16 protein-coding genes and 1 tRNA gene are annotated in these 16,641 nt (G+C 65.1%); 7 read left to right on the top strand and 10 right to left on the bottom strand.

Annotation, left to right across the window (positions count from 1 at the left end; translation table 11 throughout):
• Positions 1–71: 71 nt before the first annotated feature.
• From recJ to WA070_RS12215, 3 genes are all read left to right on the top strand, one after another.
• Complete coding sequence (recJ, locus tag WA070_RS12225) at positions 72–1,838, top strand: single-stranded-DNA-specific exonuclease RecJ (RefSeq protein WP_422634196.1); 1,767 nt, start codon at positions 72–74, stop codon at positions 1,836–1,838.
• Between the two features lie 102 nt (positions 1,839–1,940).
• Positions 1,941–2,015, top strand: a tRNA-Glu gene (locus WA070_RS12220).
• 125 nt (positions 2,016–2,140) lie between these two features.
• Positions 2,141–2,479: a MerR family transcriptional regulator gene (locus WA070_RS12215; RefSeq protein ID WP_422634195.1), complete on the top strand. Its 339-nt coding sequence runs from the start codon at positions 2,141–2,143 to the stop codon at positions 2,477–2,479.
• A gap of 4 nt (positions 2,480–2,483) precedes the next feature.
• On the opposite strand, the gene WA070_RS12210 is transcribed toward WA070_RS12215, so the two are convergent.
• Genes WA070_RS12210 through WA070_RS12195 form a run of 4 tightly spaced genes read right to left on the bottom strand, consistent with a single transcriptional unit; the run spans position 2,484 to position 6,778 of the window.
• A complete protein-coding gene (locus WA070_RS12210) occupies positions 2,484–3,005 on the bottom strand; it encodes a GNAT family N-acetyltransferase (protein ID WP_422634194.1) in 522 nt (173 codons plus the stop codon).
• A 13-nt stretch (positions 3,006–3,018) separates the two neighbouring features.
• On the bottom strand, positions 3,019–3,561 hold the full coding sequence (locus WA070_RS12205) for a SixA phosphatase family protein (RefSeq protein ID WP_422634193.1): 543 nt from the start codon (positions 3,559–3,561) through the stop codon (positions 3,019–3,021).
• Between the two features lie 2 nt (positions 3,562–3,563).
• Positions 3,564–6,338, bottom strand: a complete 2,775-nt coding sequence (locus tag WA070_RS12200; protein WP_422634192.1) for an ATP-dependent DNA helicase — start codon at positions 6,336–6,338, stop codon at positions 3,564–3,566.
• A 41-nt stretch (positions 6,339–6,379) separates the two neighbouring features.
• Positions 6,380–6,778 carry a PilZ domain-containing protein gene (locus WA070_RS12195; protein ID WP_422634191.1) on the bottom strand — a complete coding sequence of 133 codons (399 nt, stop codon included), beginning with the start codon at positions 6,776–6,778 and terminating at the stop codon, positions 6,380–6,382.
• 126 nt (positions 6,779–6,904) lie between these two features.
• Here WA070_RS12195 and WA070_RS12190 point away from each other — a divergent pair, with 126 nt between their 5' ends.
• Complete coding sequence (locus WA070_RS12190; protein WP_422634190.1) at positions 6,905–8,485, top strand: lysine--tRNA ligase; 1,581 nt, start codon at positions 6,905–6,907, stop codon at positions 8,483–8,485.
• A 185-nt stretch (positions 8,486–8,670) separates the two neighbouring features.
• Here WA070_RS12190 and WA070_RS12185 read toward each other — a convergent pair whose 3' ends face one another.
• From WA070_RS12185 to WA070_RS12175, 3 genes are all read right to left on the bottom strand, one after another.
• The gene (locus WA070_RS12185; RefSeq protein ID WP_422634189.1) at positions 8,671–9,141 is read right to left on the bottom strand and encodes an RcnB family protein; all 471 of its coding nucleotides are present in this window, start codon (positions 9,139–9,141) and stop codon (positions 8,671–8,673) included.
• Positions 9,142–9,303: 162 nt separating this feature from the next.
• Complete coding sequence (locus tag WA070_RS12180; protein WP_422634188.1) at positions 9,304–9,984, bottom strand: prolyl hydroxylase family protein; 681 nt, start codon at positions 9,982–9,984, stop codon at positions 9,304–9,306.
• Between the two features lie 99 nt (positions 9,985–10,083).
• The gene (locus WA070_RS12175; protein ID WP_422634270.1) at positions 10,084–10,989 is read right to left on the bottom strand and encodes an RcnB family protein; all 906 of its coding nucleotides are present in this window, start codon (positions 10,987–10,989) and stop codon (positions 10,084–10,086) included.
• 237 nt (positions 10,990–11,226) lie between these two features.
• On the opposite strand from WA070_RS12175, the gene WA070_RS12170 reads away from it, so the two are divergent.
• Together WA070_RS12170 and WA070_RS12165 are read left to right on the top strand one after the other, a co-directional pair.
• Positions 11,227–11,781: a biliverdin-producing heme oxygenase gene (locus WA070_RS12170; RefSeq protein ID WP_422634187.1), complete on the top strand. Its 555-nt coding sequence runs from the start codon at positions 11,227–11,229 to the stop codon at positions 11,779–11,781.
• Entirely contained in the window at positions 11,774–14,335 is a 2,562-nt protein-coding gene (locus WA070_RS12165) for an HWE histidine kinase domain-containing protein (RefSeq protein WP_422634186.1), read from the top strand. The genes WA070_RS12170 and WA070_RS12165 overlap by 8 nt, the downstream gene beginning before the upstream one ends.
• Before the next feature lie 18 nt (positions 14,336–14,353).
• Here WA070_RS12165 and WA070_RS12160 read toward each other — a convergent pair whose 3' ends face one another.
• Positions 14,354–14,668: a hypothetical protein gene (locus tag WA070_RS12160; protein ID WP_422634185.1), complete on the bottom strand. Its 315-nt coding sequence runs from the start codon at positions 14,666–14,668 to the stop codon at positions 14,354–14,356.
• Positions 14,669–14,810: 142 nt separating this feature from the next.
• On the opposite strand from WA070_RS12160, the gene WA070_RS12155 reads away from it, so the two are divergent.
• On the top strand, positions 14,811–15,620 hold the full coding sequence (locus WA070_RS12155; protein WP_422634269.1) for a DODA-type extradiol aromatic ring-opening family dioxygenase: 810 nt from the start codon (positions 14,811–14,813) through the stop codon (positions 15,618–15,620).
• On the opposite strand, the gene WA070_RS12150 is transcribed toward WA070_RS12155, so the two are convergent.
• Positions 15,617–16,150 carry a (2Fe-2S)-binding protein gene (locus WA070_RS12150; protein ID WP_422634184.1) on the bottom strand — a complete coding sequence of 178 codons (534 nt, stop codon included), beginning with the start codon at positions 16,148–16,150 and terminating at the stop codon, positions 15,617–15,619. The genes WA070_RS12155 and WA070_RS12150 overlap by 4 nt on opposite strands.
• Positions 16,147–16,629 (bottom strand): DUF2721 domain-containing protein, encoded by a 483-nt coding sequence (locus WA070_RS12145; RefSeq protein WP_422634268.1) that lies wholly within the window; start codon positions 16,627–16,629, stop codon positions 16,147–16,149. The genes WA070_RS12150 and WA070_RS12145 overlap by 4 nt, the downstream gene beginning before the upstream one ends.
• Between the last annotated feature and the right edge of the window lie 12 nt (positions 16,630–16,641).

Genomic DNA, 16,641 nt, shown 5'->3' with positions numbered 1-16,641 from the left:
CCCGCCGGGGGACAATAAGCTGTGACGGCATGACGCTTTCTTCCGCTCGCGCCCCGCTCTAAAGCGACACCATGACATTTGCACTCGACGTTGCCCGCTCCATCACCGGCCAGCCATGGAAATGGCGCGGACAGGGGGCGGACGCCCGCGAACCGGGCTACATGCCCGACGATCTGGTGACGCAATTGCTGATGGCGCGCGGTTGCACGCGCGACGCGGTGGAGGCGCATCGCAACCCCACCATCCGCGCCTTCATGCCCGACCCCAGCCTGTTTCGCGACATGGACGTTGCCGCCGAACGCCTCGCCGATGCCGTGGAGCGCCAGGAAGATGTGCGCATATTCGGCGATTATGACGTGGATGGCGCGACCAGCGCCGCGCTGCTCATACGCCTGCTGCGCGATCTGGGCCTGACTGCCCGCCCCTATATCCCCGATCGGTTGATGGAGGGCTATGGCCCGTCGGGCGAAGCACTGGTGCGGCTGGCGGGGGAGGGAGCCAGCCTGATCGTCACCGTCGATTGCGGGGCGCAGGCGTTCGACGCGCTCGACATGGCGGCGCGGGCGGGCGTCGATGTCGTGGTGGTCGATCATCATAAATGCTCCGCCGCCCTGCCCACCGCACTCGCACTCGTAAACCCCAACCGGCTGGACGAGGGGGAAGAGGCCGCGACCCATGGCCATCTGGCGGCGGTCGGCGTCGCTTTCCTGCTGGGCGCGGCGCTGGTGCGGGTGTTGCGCGGGCGTGGCTGGTTTGCAAGCCGCGCCGTGCCTGATCTCATGGCCCTGCTCGACATCGTGGCGCTGGGCACCGTGGCCGACGTGGCGCAACTGCGCGGCCTCAACCGCGCCTTCGTGGCGCAGGGGCTGAAGGTGATGGCGAAGCGCGCCAATATCGGCCTCGCCGCGCTGATCGACGGCAGCCGCCTGACGCGTGCGCCGCTGTGCCACGATCTGGGCTTCGCGCTTGGCCCGCGCATCAATGCTGGCGGGCGCGTGGGGCAGGCGGACCTGGGCGTGCGATTGCTGACGACGCAAGACCCGCTGGAGGCTGCCCAGATCGCCGCGCAACTGGAACAATATAATGAGGAACGGCGCGCGATCGAATCGAGCGTGCAGGAACAGGCGCAGGAACTGCTCGCGGCGCAGGGCAATCGCGCCGTCGCGGTGATCGCGCGGGCAGGCTGGCACCCCGGCGTCATCGGCATCGTAGCTGGCCGTATCAAGGAAGCGGCGGGCCGCCCGGCCATCGTCATCGCGCTGGACGAGGATGGCGTGGGCAAGGGGTCGGGCCGCTCCATCTCCGGCGTCGATCTGGGCGCGGCGGTGATGGCCGCCAAGGACAGCGGCCTGCTGATCGCGGGAGGGGGCCATGCGATGGCGGCCGGGCTGACCGTGGCGGCGGACAAGATCGACGCGCTGGCCGATTATCTGGACGAACGCCTGTCCGCCTCCGTCGCCCGCGCCCGCGACGACCGCGCCCTGCTGCTCGACGCGGTGCTGGCGCCATCGGGCGTGAACCCCGATTTCGTCGCCGCGATCGAGGCGGGCGGTCCCTATGGTGCTGGCTGGCCCGCGCCGCTGATCGCTGCCGGGCCGATGCGCGTGGTGAAGGCGGATGTGGTGGGCAACGGCCATCTGCGCGCGATCATGGCGGGCGCGGACGGGCGATCGATCAAGACCATCGCCTTTCGCAAGGCGGAGACGGACCTTGGGCAAGCAATATTGGCCGCGCCCCGCGATCGCCGCTTGTGGGTCGCGGGCCGGGTGAAGATCGACGATTGGGGCAACCGCCCCGCCGCCGAACTGCATCTGGAGGATGCGGCCTGGATCGATTGAGCCAGCTTGTATTTCTGTGACGCAAAAAGGGGTTGACCGGGGGCAAGTCGCCTCCTAATGCCGCCTTCGCTTCGCAGCGCCGCCTGGTCGGCCTCAGCATGTGGTCCCATCGTCTAACGGTTAGGACACTGCCCTTTCACGGCAGCGATACGGGTTCGAATCCCGTTGGGATCACCACTTACGGCTTTGCATCGATACGTGCGGCCGTGGCGCTGACACTTGCGCATTTATGCTTTTTCTCCGGTTAGTCATTCATTGCACATGGTTGACCTTCGCATATTTCCATGTGCAACATCATTGTCATGAAAAAAGCCGAGGGTGCATTATTGACCATTAGCGAGCTGGCGGGCGAGCTTGGTCTGCCCCAGCATATCCTGCGCTATTGGGAAACGCGTTTCCCCCAACTGCGCCCGCTGCAACGGTCGGGCAATCGCCGCTATTACCGGCCTGACGATGTTGCGCTGGCCCATCGCATCAACGCGCTGCTCAATGTGGAAGGCTTCACGGTCAAGGGCGCGCAAAAGGCGCTGGGCGTGACCAGTGGCGCAGCCATCGACACTGGCCCGGCTGCGCAGGCCGAAACGTTGCTGCCCCGCCTCGAAAGCATTCGCGCCGATCTGGCCCGCGCGCTGGGTGCATGATCCGCTACAGCGGCCGCGCATAGATCAGGTCGCGGAACGGCACGTCCCCCACCATGAAGGTCAGCTCGCCGACATGCGCAAAGCCATGCCGCGCATAAAAACGGCGCGCGCGTTCATTGCGCGGATAGACCGCCAATAGCAGGCGCAGCGCCCCGCGCCGCCGCGCTTCGTCCAGCACCAGCGTCATCACCGTGTCGCCATGCCCGCCGCCCTGCCATCCATGCAGCAGATAGACGCGCTTGAGTTCGACATCGTGCGCCGGGTCGGTATCAATCGGCAGGTCGGGCGGCGTCAGGATCGCATAGCCGACCGGCGCGCCCAGCGGCGTCTCCCCGATCACCACCCATTGCGCCGGGTCGGACAGCGCGGCGTGATACCAGTCCTCATGATGCGCCTTGCGGATATGGGCAATCAGTGCCGACCCCGGATGATCGGACGCGAAACTGGTCAGAAATGTCGCCGCGCCCAGAATGGATAGCGCGGGCGCATCCTCCACCGTGGCGCGCCGCCATATGATCGGCGTCATCGCTCCGCCTCGTTCAGCGCGTTTCCGGCCCCAGCGCAGGGTCCAGATCGCGTGGCCGGGTGAAGCTGGCCAGCATCGCGATATTTTCCTTCGCCGCGCGCCAGCTATTGATCGGCAGGTCCAGCACGGCGATGCTCGCGGTCGGAAACTTTGCCTCCACATCCTCGCGTGACTGGCTTGCGCCATCGTCAGGCACGAAGTCGAGGATCAATTCCTCCAGCCCCGGATTATGCCCCGCCAGCAGCACGCTGTTCACACTGTCGGGCAAATCGCGCACGACATCGAACAAAGTGGCGGAGGAGGCCAGATAGATGCGCCGGTCCCAATGCGCGTCCAGCACCTGACCAAAGCCCTGAAAAAACGTCTCCAGCGTTTCGACCACGCGCACGGCGGGCGATGCGACCAGCATGTCGAACTGCATTTTCCGCGACTTGGCGAACTGCCCCATCAACATCGCCGCCTTTTCGCCACGGCGGTTGAGCGGCCGGTCGAAATCGCGGGACACCGGATCGTCCCAGTCCGACTTGGCATGGCGCAACAGGGTCAGCCGCTTCATTATCACTCCTGATCGGGCAAGCCGGATTCGACCCCCTGATGCCCCAAAGCGGCTGGCGCGCCAAGCGGTTCGCCCAACATTTCGTCGCGAACAGGCGCACTGACGGCGATGATCGCCTCGTCCAGCGTCACGCGGCGGATCGGCGTGCCGGGGGGAAAGGCGCTCAGCAGGCGGCTGGGCATCGCGGCGGACAGGATGACGAAACTGCCCCTGTCCTCCGCCCGCCGGATCAGCCGCCCGAACGCCTGCGCCAGCCGCGCGCGAATCAGTCGGTCGTCATAGGCATTGCCGCCGCCCCGCTGTTTACTGGCGGCCAAGCGCCGGGCGGCATGCAGCACCGTGGGCTTCGACCATGGCACCCCCTCCATCACCACCAGCCGCAGCGAATGGCCCGGCACATCCACGCCGTCCCGCAAGGCGTCGGTTCCCAGCAGCGAAGCGCGCGGATCATCACGAAAAATATCGACCAGCGTGCCGGTGTCGATCGGGTCGACATGCTGCGCGTAAAGCGGCAACCCTGCGCGCGCCAGCCGATCAGCAATACGCGCATGGACCGCGCGCAGCCGCCGGATCGCAGTGAACAGCCCCAATGTCCCACCGCCCGACGCCTCGATCAACCGGCCATAGGCGCCTGACAGCGCCGCAATATCGCCCCGCTTGATGTCAGTGACGATCAGCACCTGCGCGCGCGCCGCATAATCGAACGGGCTGGCCGCCTCGAACCGCGCGGCCCCCTGCGGCAAATGGCTCGCGCCGCTGCGGCTTTCGGCATTGCTCCATTCGCCGCCGCCTTTCAGCGTTGCGGAGGTGACGATCACCCCCTGCGCGGGTTTCAACACCGCTTCGGCCAGCGGACGGCTGGGGTCCAGCCAATGGCGGTGGATGCCGATGTCATATTCGCGCCCCTCGATCCGGTCGAGCGTCATCCAGTCGACATAGTCGGGGTCCGCCGGACCGCCGATCCGCGCCAGCAGCGCCAGCCATGCCGCGATCAGATCGCGCCGCCAGCCTAGCGACGCCACCGCCCCCTCGATCCGGGCCCGCGCCGCGCCGTCCAGCCAGTCGGGCGCATCCTCGATCACCGCTTCCAGCCTGCGCGACAGGCGGGTGAGCGGCCGCAGCAGCGCGTCGAGCGCAAGCGCCGCTTCCTGCGCTGCCTCCACCAGTGGCCCGTCCGGTTCGGCCAGCTCGGTTTCCAGCCCATAGCCCGCATCCGCTTCGCCCGCGTCGGCGGCACGCGCATAGACGGTGCCGCGCACGGCGGCGAGCAGCGCTTCCAGCGGTCCGAACGGCTCACCCGCCACCACCCGCTTCAACCACTCGTCGGCGGGAAGCGCCAGCGCAGCTTCGGCAGCGGCGCGGATCGCTTCGCCGCCTTCCTCGTCATAGCTGGCCAGATCCGACAGGCGCGCCGCGAGTCCCCGCCTGCGCCCGCGCGACCCGCCCTCCGGTCCCATGATCCACCGACGCAGCTCGATCGTCTCCTGCCCCGACAGCGCGACGGAGAATGTCGAATCGGCCGCATCGAACAGATGATGCCCTTCATCGAAGATGATGCGTTGCGGCCGCTGTCCGGTTTCACGTCCGCGCGCCGCATTGATCATCACCAGCGCATGATTGGCGATGACGATGTCGGCGTCGGCGGACGCGCGCGCCGACCGTTCGATGAAGCATTTGCGGTAATGTGGGCATCCGGCATAGATGCACTCGCCCCGCCGGTCGGTCAGTGCCGTCGATCCGTTGCGCCGGAACAGCGTGGGCAGCCATCCGGGCAGGTCGCCGCCCACCATGTCGCCATCCTTGCTGAACGCGGCCCAGCGCGCGACCAGTTGCGCCAATATCGCCGCCCGCCCGGTAAAGCCGCCCTGCAACGCATCTTCCAGATTGAGCAGGCACAGGTAATTTTCCCGCCCCTTGCGCACCACCACCCGCTTGGCCGCGACCGCCGCATCGGGGAACAGCCGCAGCGATTCGCGATCAAGCTGCCGTTGCAGCGCCTTGGTATAGGTTGATACCCACACCGTCCCCTGCGCTTCCTTTGCCCAAAGCGAGGCCGGGGCCAGATAACCCAGCGTCTTGCCAATGCCCGTGCCCGCTTCGGCCAGCAGCATATTGGGCTGGTCGCGATGCGCCCGTGGACGAAAAGCAACGATGGCGGCGGTGGCATAGGCGCGCTGGCCGGGGCGTGGTTCCGCCCCTTGCCCCGTCAGCATGTCCAGCCGTTCCAGCACCTGCGCATCGTTCAGCGACACCGTGCGCGGGGCGGGGCGGGGCTGCGTCTCTTCCCATTCGGGCAATTTGGAAAACAGCCATCGTTCCGCTTCGGCCGGGCGCGCGATCCGTTGCGCCACCAATGGCGCCCATGCCCAGCGCAGCCGGTGCAGCCCCTGCGCGGCGGTCCATCCGCCCTCCCGTTCGGCCCAGTCGGATGACGCTAATCGATCGAGCATCGCCTGCGTCGCCGTCTGAAGCAGGCGCGGAATCTCCCCCTCGCTCGTCGGCGCAGGCAGGCCCAGCGCGGCGGCCAGCCCTTTGGGTGTAGGCACCAGAAACCGGGCCGGGTGGATGAAGGCCCAAAATTCCAGCAGGTCCAGGCCATTGAGATCGGGATAGCCAAGTCTTTGGCCAGTCAACGGCGCATTGAGCAGCAGAACCGGCGTTTCCGCCGCCCGCGCAATCGCGCGACCCTTGGCCACTTCGCGTGTCTGCCCCTCATCGGACAGCCAGATCCCGCCATGGCTGGCGTGCAGGGCAGGCAGGGAAGCGGGGTCGATCACCCGTCGGCTTTAAGCGAACGGGAACAAAAGGAAAACCTGTTTCAGCCAGTCCGACGGCCGAAACCGCCACCGCCGAAACTACCACCGCCAAAACCGCTGCCACCCGCCATCGCTTGCGCGGGGCGCACGCGGGGTTGGAAGGGGGCGGGCGCCCGCAACGCAGCACGGGCCTGTTCCAGCTTGTCGAACAACGGGCCGTCGGTCATCTCATAGGGAAAGCGGATGCCCATCCGATCCTCTTCGGACCAGCGCACCGTGCCGAACGTGACATGACCGTCCAGATCGATCTGACACTGCGACCCTGCGGGCAGGGTGCAACCGACCACCTGCGCGCCGCCCTCGCTCAAATCCACGATCGCGCCTTCCAGGCAGTCCAGTACCGTCGTGATGACGATGGGTATGTCGACGATGATGCGTTCGCGGTTGCGCAAGACGTGCATGGAGCCTCCTGAACAGCGATTATCCACTTATAGGGTTAATCTACTCTAAATGCGCGAGCGATTCACAGGGTTGTTTCGCCATCAACCCAGTTTCTTTTCACCCTGTCCGAGGCTAGGGGCTTTTGCATGATCCTGTCCGACACCCTCCGCACCGCCGCCCTCGCGTCCAAAGCCTGGCCTTATGAGGAAGCCCGCAAGCTGTTGAAGCGCTATCCCAACGGCGCGGGCGACAAAGGGCATATCCTGTTTGAAACCGGCTATGGTCCATCAGGGCTGCCGCATATCGGCACGTTCAACGAAGTGCTGCGCACGACGATGGTGCGCAACGCCTTTCATGCCTTGTCGGACATTCCCACGCGGCTGGTGGCGTTCAGCGACGATATGGATGGCCTGCGCAAGGTGCCCGATAACGTCCCCAATCAGGCGATGTTGACGCAGCATCTGGGCAAGCCGCTGACGCAGGTGCCCGACCCGTTCGAAAAGTTCGAAAGTTTCGCCCATCATAACAATGCGATGCTGCGCGAATTTCTCGACCGCTTCGGCTTCGACTATGAATTTGTGTCCGCGACGCAGGAATATCGTGCGGGCGTGTTCGACGACGCCCTGCGTCAGGTGCTGCGGCGCTATTCCGCGATCATGGACATCATGCTGCCGACCCTGCGCAAGGAACGGCAGGCAACCTATTCGCCCGTCCTGCCGATCAGCGCGAAGAGCGGCATCGTTCTTCAGGTGCCGATCGAGGTGATTGACGCAGAAGCCGGAATCGTCCGCTATGAAGATGAGGGCGAGATGGTCGAACACTCGATTCTGTCGGGCGCGGCCAAGCTGCAATGGAAGGTCGACTGGGCGATGCGCTGGTATGCGCTGGGCGTCGATTATGAAATGGCGGGCAAGGATCTGATCGATTCGGTCACGCAAAGCTCGAAAATCTGCCGCGCTCTGGGTGGCCGCCCGCCCGAAGGCTTTAATTATGAGATGTTCCTCGACGAAAAGGGCGAGAAAATCTCCAAATCCAAGGGCAATGGTCTCAGCCTCGAACAATGGCTGACCTATGGGCCGCAGGAAAGCCTGTCCTTCTACGCCTATCGCGAACCCAAAAAGGCCAAGCAACTGCACATGGGCGTCATCCCGCGCGCGGTGGACGATTATTGGCAGTTCCGCGTCAACTACCCGACGCAGGCGATTGAGCAGCAATTGGGCAACCCGGTCCACCACGTCCATGACGGCAAGCTGCCCGAAGGCAAGCTGCCGGTGACGTTTAGCCTGCTGCTCAATCTGGTCGGCGTGATGGGCGAAGCGACGCGCGAACAGGTCTGGGGCTATCTGGCCAACTATGTCCCGGACGCATCGGCGCAGACCTATCCCGAACTCGACGCGCTGATCGGCTATGCCATGGCCTATCATCGCGATTTCGTCGCGCCGACGCTCCAACGCCGTGCGCCCACGGAAAATGAGGCTGCGGCCCTGCGCCAGCTCGACGCCCAACTCGCCGCACTCCCCGCCGATCCCACGGCGGAGGATATCCAGAATATCGTCTATGCCATCGGCAAGGATGACGCGTTCGGCTTTGCCGAACTGCGCGACTGGTTCAAGGCCTTGTACCAGACGCTGCTGGGCGCGGATCAGGGGCCACGCATGGGCAGCTTCATCGCCCTCTACGGCGTCGCCAACAGCCGTAAATTGATCGCGCAGGCACTCGCCGCCTAGGCGCGCAACTTGGCGCCGGAACCATCGTCCCGGCAGGGCGTTTGCCGCTTCAGTCCACCCCCCTTTCGGACTGATGGCGCGCCTAGCGTGCGCTATCGGCCGCGTCCGTCCGGCAACGGGCGGCGCGGCCAATCGGGGGCATTATAGGAACGGCCCCGGATCATTTCCGGGGCCGTTCTTGTATCTTACCAGAAGAAGCTGCGATGCACCTGCATCACGCGACCGGTACGGACATTGACCAGCATCACGTCGTTATAGTGGCGTACCCAGCGCTGGTTCGCGCCCACGGCGGGCAGGCGATAGCGGTAGGGGTCGTTGATATAGTAACGCGATCCATAATAGGCCGGGCGAAGTTGCGCCCCGACATTCCACTGGCTGTAACGGAATGGCGCGCGCCAGTTGCCGCCGCGATACACGTCGCGATGGTTCCGGCGATAATCGCGCCAGTCCTCCCGCGCTTCCTGACGGGCATCGCGCACATCGCGTCGTTGCTCGCGCACGTCGCGGCGGTCGCCATGACGCTGCGCCTGACGCAGGTCGCGCTGTTCTTGGCGCAGGTTGCGTTCGCTACGGCGCGCTTCGCCATAGGATTGAGCGGATGCGACGCTCGGCGCGACGGTGGCGGCCAACAGGCCCAGAATGATCAGCTTACGCATGGTTATATCTCCCATATTGTGGCGAAGAAAACCCGGTCGTCGTCGACTGGTTCCTCTTATGCCGTGCCACAGGATATGCGCCTATGTGCCTGAACGGATCGAAAATGCGACTGTCAGTTTTCAGTCATTTATGTCGCAAAGTGTATCAGCAGTCGCGACAACTCAGGTGGTCCAAGGCCGCTCGCGAAACCATTTGGTCACGACATATTTGGCGCCACGCTCGACCGGCCTTGCCGCGTGCAGGCTATTCTCATTGGGCGCGCCATCCCGGTCCAGATTGTTCCAGATCAGGATCATGCCCTCGACCGGCGGCACCATGAAGCCACAGTTGGGAAAATGCGTCTCGCCCCCGGCCTCGACCGGCGACAGATAGATCATCGCCGTCCATGTCCGCTGCCCCCCGGTCTTGCGCATCGCCTGCCAGTAATCGGCGGTCGGGGGGAAATAGTCGCAATGGACCTTATATTCCTGGCCCACCGTGTAACGCTGCCCCTGCAACGTCTCGCCATGGTCGGATGGCAGGCCAGTGAGCGCGCAGATGCGATCGCTCGCCAGCGCAACCGGCGGATCCCACGGCGTCAGGTTGCAGCTATGGCTGGTGCGATAGTCCGCATTCGCGCTCCCTGAAAACAGCGTCGAAGGCCGCGCGCCTGCATCGATCACCGCGCGCAGGTCCGCGCATTCTTCCGCGTTCAGGAAATCGGGCCGCCCGTAAATCTCAAACCCCGGCGCATCGCCGATCCGCTGCACCATCGGGTTGCGGTCCAGTCGCGCGCGCACCGCATCGCCAATCCGCGCACGGGCGGGGGAGGGCGCGCCGCCATCGTCATCATCGTCAGCCATCGACGCAGCCTTTGCCACAGCATCGCGCTCCATGAAAAGACCCCGGCGCGTTACCGCACCGGGGTCAGTGATTCCTGAAGGCCAGTTCAGGAAGGGCTGTTACCAAAAGAAGTCATGGATCACATCGACGACATATCCGTCGCGAATATCCACCAGCATCGCATCGTCATAATAGCGCACCCAGCGCAGCGTGCCGTAAGCGGGCGGCAGGCGATAGCTGGATGGATCGTTCAGCCAGTAGCTGTTGGAATAGAGCAATCGGTCCAGCACGATCCCAACCGAAAATTGCCGATAGCCGTAATTCCACCCACGCGGCGCTCGATAGTCGCCCAACCGGTAACGATCGCCATAACGGCTGCGATAGCTGTTCCAGTCATAGCGCCGGTCCTGCCGCCAGCCATTGTTCCACCGCTGCTGCGTGCTCCACCGGGTGCGATCGTCAAAGCGGCGACCGTTGTTCCAGTTGCCGCCATTGCGGTCCCGATCCCGATCCCAGTTGTTGCCAGCCGCCCAGCCGCCATTCACCGACCCGCGCCGATTGTCACGCCAATCGCCACGCTGGTCCGGGCGGCGGTCATTATCGGTCCAGCCTCGGCGATCGTCGCTGCGGCCCTGCTGTTGCGACCCCGGCTGCGGCCGGTTCATATCGGGCCGGTTCACATCGGCCCGCCCGCGATCATTTTCCCAGCGGCGGTCTGGCCGCTGTGGTCCTGGCTGGCCCGGCGCTCCGCGATCGTCGCTGCGTCCCTGCCAGCGCGGCGCATTACCGCCATCGCGCTGCACGGGCTGCGTCTGGGCTTGCTGCTGCGGCCTGTCGCCCCGCCACTGCCCGCCCCCGCGCTGCCCATCGACCCGCTGAACACCACCCCGCTGCGCGTCGCCGCGTTGACGGTCGCCGTCGCGCGCCGAACGCTCGGTGCGATCGCCCCGGCCATTTTCCATAGTCTGCGCATAGGCAGGGGCGATGCCGCCCAACATAGTCGCGCCCATCAACCCCGCCAGCATCATCGTCCTGAACATCGCCGTGACTTTCTTCGTAAATGGGGCCACCGCCCCGTGATATGGCTGTTTTGCATGGATGGCGATGTCGCGATGCTGAACTCGTCCGTCAGCAATCAGAAAGGAATATGACCGTATCGGTCGCGACTGACTGTTTCTGGTGCGCGACAGGCGGAAAATAATAGCGCATAAAGTTAATGCAGATCAGTGCAGCACCCTGGCCTGCCCGATAGGAACGACAGCGTGACGAAATCCCCCGGTGCCGGCCGCATCCGCCAAACCCTGCGCGATGCGACGATGGAAGATCATGACAGGGTAGATGCGCTGTTTTCGCCGCATGCTCTGGACGACAAGGGGGACTATCGCGCTTTCCTGATCGCCCATGCCCGTGCGCTGGGCGCGCTGGAGCCTGCCGCCCGGCCCGCAGCGCCCCGGCTGCCTCTGCTGGAACGCGATCTTGACGCGCTCGATACGCCCATGCCCGCGCCGATGGTACTGCCTGAAAACAATATGGAAAACGGCGGAGACGGCTATCGCTGGGGGCTGCTCTACGCACTCGAAGGATCACGGCTGGGCGGCGCGATGCTGGCCCGCCGGGTCGGCGCTGACCTGCCCAAATCCTATTTGTCGGCCACCCATGGCAAGGGAGACTGGATAGCCTTCCAGACCGCGATGGACGTCGCCGGGATGGAGGGCGGCGAAGGCTGGCTGGACGCCGCCGTGCAGGGTGCGCGCGCTGCCTTCGCCCTTTTTGCCGGCGCGGCACAGGCCGTAGTCCCGGCACGCGCCCATGGATGATCGGCACGATCAGGATGCGGCGGATTTCGCCGTCGATCTGACCAATTGCGATCGTGAACCGATCCATATTCCCGCGCTGATTCAGCCGTTCGGTTTCCTGATCGCGCTGACGGCTGACTGGCTGGTGTCGCGTGCATCGGCCAATTGCCCGGATATGCTTGGCGTCTCCGTCGATCGGATGCTCGGCCAGCCGATCAGCGCCTTCTTCACCAGCGACGCGATCCATACGCTGCGCAATCGCATCACGCTTCTACGCGGGGCTGATTCGGTCGAGCGCGTCTTTTCGCTCGCCCTGACCGAGGGCGGTCCCGCCTTCGACGTCGCCGTCCATTTTTCCGGCCAGCTTGTGGTGATAGAGGGCGAACCCGCCGCTCATGATGAGATTGAGGCGAGCAGCGCCGTCCGCTCCATGGTTTCCCGGCTGGCCCAGGTCGATGGCATGGCCGCCTTCCTGCGCGATGGCGCGCGGCAGGTGCGCGCGCTCACCGGCTTCGACCGGGTGATGGTCTATCGCTTTGCCGATGGCGGCGATGGCGAAGTCGTGGCCGAAGCGCTACGACCCGGCACCGACAGTTTCTTTGGCCTCCACTATCCCGCGTCCGACATACCGGCGCAGGCGCGCACCCTCTATCTGCGCAACATATTCCGCGTGATCGCCGACGTGAACGCGCAGCCGGTGCCGGTCGTCCCGACGCTCGATCCCGACGGCGTGGCGTTCGACATGTCGCTGTGCCTCACCCGCGCGGTGTCGCCGATCCATGTCGAATATCTGCGTAACATGGGCGTGGGCGCATCGCTCTCCATCTCGATCGTGGTGGAAGGCAGGCTGTGGGGTCTGTTCGCCTGCCACCATTATGCACCGCGCCTGCCGACCTTTGCGCAACGCAGCGCGGCGGAACTGTTCGGCCAGATCTTCTCGATGATGCTCGAAAGCCGTGAGCGCGCCGAAACCGCAGAATATGAAGGCAAAGCGCGGCTGGTGGCCGACCGCCTGATGTCCGCCGTGGCGCAGGATCATGAACTGCTCACCAACGCGTCCTGGCTGGGCGACATTATTTTCGACACGATTCCCGCCGATGGCGTGGGCGTCTATATCGACGGGCGGATGAGCCTGTCGGGCCTGCACCCCACCGAACCGGCCTTCGCGTCGATCGTCACGATGATGAACCGCGTTGCCGCCAGTCAGGTTTATACGACCGACTGCCTGTCGCAGGTGCTGCCCGAAGCCGCCGCCTATGCCGACCGCGTGTCCGGCCTGCTCGCCATTCCGCTGTCACGCCGTCCGCGCGATTATGTCGTGCTGTTCCGCGCCGAACAGCTGCGCTCCGTGCGCTGGGCGGGCAAGCAGGACAAGACGATCGAACATGGTCCTAATGGCCCGCGTCTGTCCCCACGCAAAAGTTTCGAAGCCTGGTCGCAACTGGTCAAAGGCACTGCCCTTCCCTTTGCGCCCGCGCATCTGCGCGTCGCCGAAGCGCTGCGCACCGCCCTGCTCGAAGTGGTGCTGCGCATGTCCGATTCGGCGGATGTCGAGCGGCAAAAAGCGCATGAAAAGCAGGAACTGCTGATCGCCGAACTCAACCATCGTGTGCGCAACATATTGGCGCTGATCCGTGGCCTGCTGTCGCAGACGCGCGACAATGCGGGCAGCGTGGAGGATTTTATCGGCACGTTGGAAAGCCGCATCCATGCGCTCGCCCGCGCCCATGACCAGATTACCGCCGACCGCTGGTCGCCCGCACGGCTTTATGACCTGATAGAGGTAGAGGCGGGCGCCTATCTGGGCGAACAGTCGGAGCAGGTCCGCCTGACTGGTCCCAACGTCCTGCTGACGCCGGGCTGTTTTACCGTGATGGCGCTGGTCATTCATGAAATGCTGACCAACGCGGCCAAATATGGCGCGCTGTCGGACAGCGGCACCGTGTCGATCGACTGGCGCGTGGATGAGGATGGCAGCCTGCTGATCGACTGGACCGAAAGCGGCGGCCCCGCCGTCATCGCGCCCACGCGCCGTGGCTTCGGATCGACCGTGATCGAACGCTCCATCCCCTATGATCTGGGCGGCCATGCCGAAATCCATTACAGGCTGGCCGGGATAGAGGCGCATTTCTGCATCCCCTCCACCCATGTCGTATCCGTCCTGCCCGACCGCATCGGCACCGAGCGGGCGAAGGCGCCCGTCGCCGCGACCCCCGGCCTGCTCAAGGGGCGCAGCGTCCTGCTGGTCGAAGATAATATGATTATCGCCATGGATGGGGAGGACGCGCTGCGCGATCTGGGCGCTGACGTCATGACCGCCGCCAGCGTCGCCAGCGCCCGCGAAGCGATCGCGATTCGACCCGTCGATCTGGCCGTGCTGGACTTTAACCTCGGCAATGAAACCAGCCTGCCGATCGCTGACCTGCTGGTCGAACGCGGCATCCCCTTCCTCTTCGCCACCGGCTATGGCGACGGCCTGGAACTCCCGATCCGCTTCCGTGACATGGTGCTGGTGAAAAAACCCTATTCCGGCGCGACTTTGGCGCAGGCGCTGGAACCGATACTGGGTAACTGACCGGGCTTTGCCCCTATGTCAGTTACCCTCCGCATCGACGGTGAAGACCATCGGCTTCCCGCGCGATTCCGGTTCCCACCCCGCAAGCAAGGCCGACCGGATGCCGCGCGCGATGATCGCGTCGTTGATCTGGAGACGGCCACGCTGCAATCCTTTCAGCAAGCGCTTGGGCGGTGGAAACTCCAGCAGGGCCGCGCGCTGCGTATCCTTTTGCAGCAGGGCTATGGTCATTCCCTTCCACCCTTCCGCGTCGCTCCATTGCGGTTCGCGCCGCAATTCCCATTCATATGTGAGGCCGTCGACATCGACGCTATTGGCTGGATTATGAAGCATGACGCGGGCCATAGCATGGCTGGCCGATCAAACCATCCCTCCTGTGGGACCAATTGTTCGACCGCGTCCTGACGCTCGCCCGAAACGATCGGTTTCCGCCCTGTTCCTTGTCGCGCGGCAGGGGCGGGGCGATATGCGCATCATGACACAACCCACGCTCCTCATCCCCCATGGCGGCGGACCCTGCTTCTTCATGGACCCGACCGACCCGCAACATCCGCATAGCGACCCCATGTGGCATCCGATGCAGGCCTATCTCGCTGGCCTTATCGCGACCCTGCCCGAACGCCCGCGCGCCATCCTGCTGGTGTCGGGCCATTGGGAGGAGGTCGCCTTCACGGTCCACACTGGTGATCGGCCAAGCCTGTTGTTCGACTATCACGGCTTCCCCCCGCACACATACACCCTGCGCTGGGACGCCCCCGGCGCGCCCGATCTGGCCCATCGCGCCGCCGATCTGTTGGCCCAAGCCGGTTTCGCCACCGCGCAGGAGCAAACGCGGGGCTGGGACCATGGCGTGTTCATTCCCATGAAGGTCGCGCTGCCCGACGCCGACATCCCGCTCGCCCAACTCTCGCTGCGCCATGATCTCGACCCGCAGGCGCATATCGCCGCCGGGCGCGCGCTCGCCCCGCTGCGTGACGAAGGCATATTGATCGTCGGATCGGGCATGAGCTTCCACAATCTGCGCGTCCGTGGCGGGCAGGCCACCGCGCCATCACAGCTGTGGGACGCCGCGCTGACCGCCGCCGTAACAGACCCGGACCCAGCCAGCCGCGCCGCCCGCGTAGCCGACTGGGCCGATCTTCCCAACGCCCATTTCGCGCACCCACGCGAGGAGCATCTGCTTCCCCTGATGGTCGCGCTGGGGGCAGGGGGCGACGATCCGGCGGTTCGCGACTTCCACGGCATCGTCATGGGCTGGGCGGTGTCGGGCTACCGCTTCGGTTAACGCCGCAGCGCTGGCACCGTCCGCGCCGCATCCTCGGGCGTAATACCCGGCGGCGGCGCGGCAGCGACCTGTTCCTCGCCCCGCATGATCCGCCCAGCGCGCCTGATCGCCCCACGCAGCCGGGGATAGACGCCGCAACGGCAGATATTGGTGATCGCCGCGTCGATCTGCGCATCGTCGGGATCATTGGTCCGGCGCAGCAGCACCGATGCGGCCATGATGATACCGGGGATGCAATATCCGCATTGCGACACATTGTCGGCGGCGAATGCCTGTTGCAACGGGTGACCGCGATCAGGCGACAGCGCCTCGATCGTCGTGACGAAGCGCCCCTCCGTCTTGCCGATCGTCACCTGGCACGACCGAACCGCTTCGCCGTCGATGTCCACTGTACACGCGCCGCAATCGCCGGTGCCGCACCCATATTTGGTGCCGGTCAGGTTCGACGCATCGCGCAGCGCCCACAGCAGCGGCGTGTCCGGGTCCATGCGATATTGCACCGGGCGATCATTGACGGTGAAGCGGGTCATGCCTCCTCCGCTTCTGCCACGTCCGCCTTATGATACAGCACTTCGTTGCGGATATGGATCGTGCGCGACGCCAGCCGGATTTCCTGGATGAACGTGGCGAATGCCGCCGCCTGCAGCACCATCGTCACGATGAACAGCACCGCGATCGTATTGCCCAGATGCCCCCGGAACAGTTCCGCCGCAAACAGCAGGATCACCACCAGACAGATGGCGCAGCCCGACGCGACCGACAGAAAGATCGCGCTGTTGACCACGCTCATCCGCCGGTCGAGCATCCGTATTTCCGCGACCAGCCGGTCATGTTCCTTGCCGCGCGTTTCCAGCACGCCCTTTTCCACCACGCGCGCGCGATCGATCACCCGCGCCAGCCGACTGGCGCACAGGTTCAGGAACGCGCCGATCCCCGCCAGCATGAACACCGGCGCGACCGCCAGCTGGATGGTCTGCGCGATATGGGTGACTTGCGGCAACGGCAATATCCCCGCGATCCC

Source organism: Sphingobium sp. (genome assembly GCF_049304695.1).
Taxonomy (GTDB): Bacteria; Pseudomonadota; Alphaproteobacteria; order Sphingomonadales; family Sphingomonadaceae; genus Sphingobium.
This window is presented reverse-complemented; position numbering and strand designations above follow the sequence as displayed.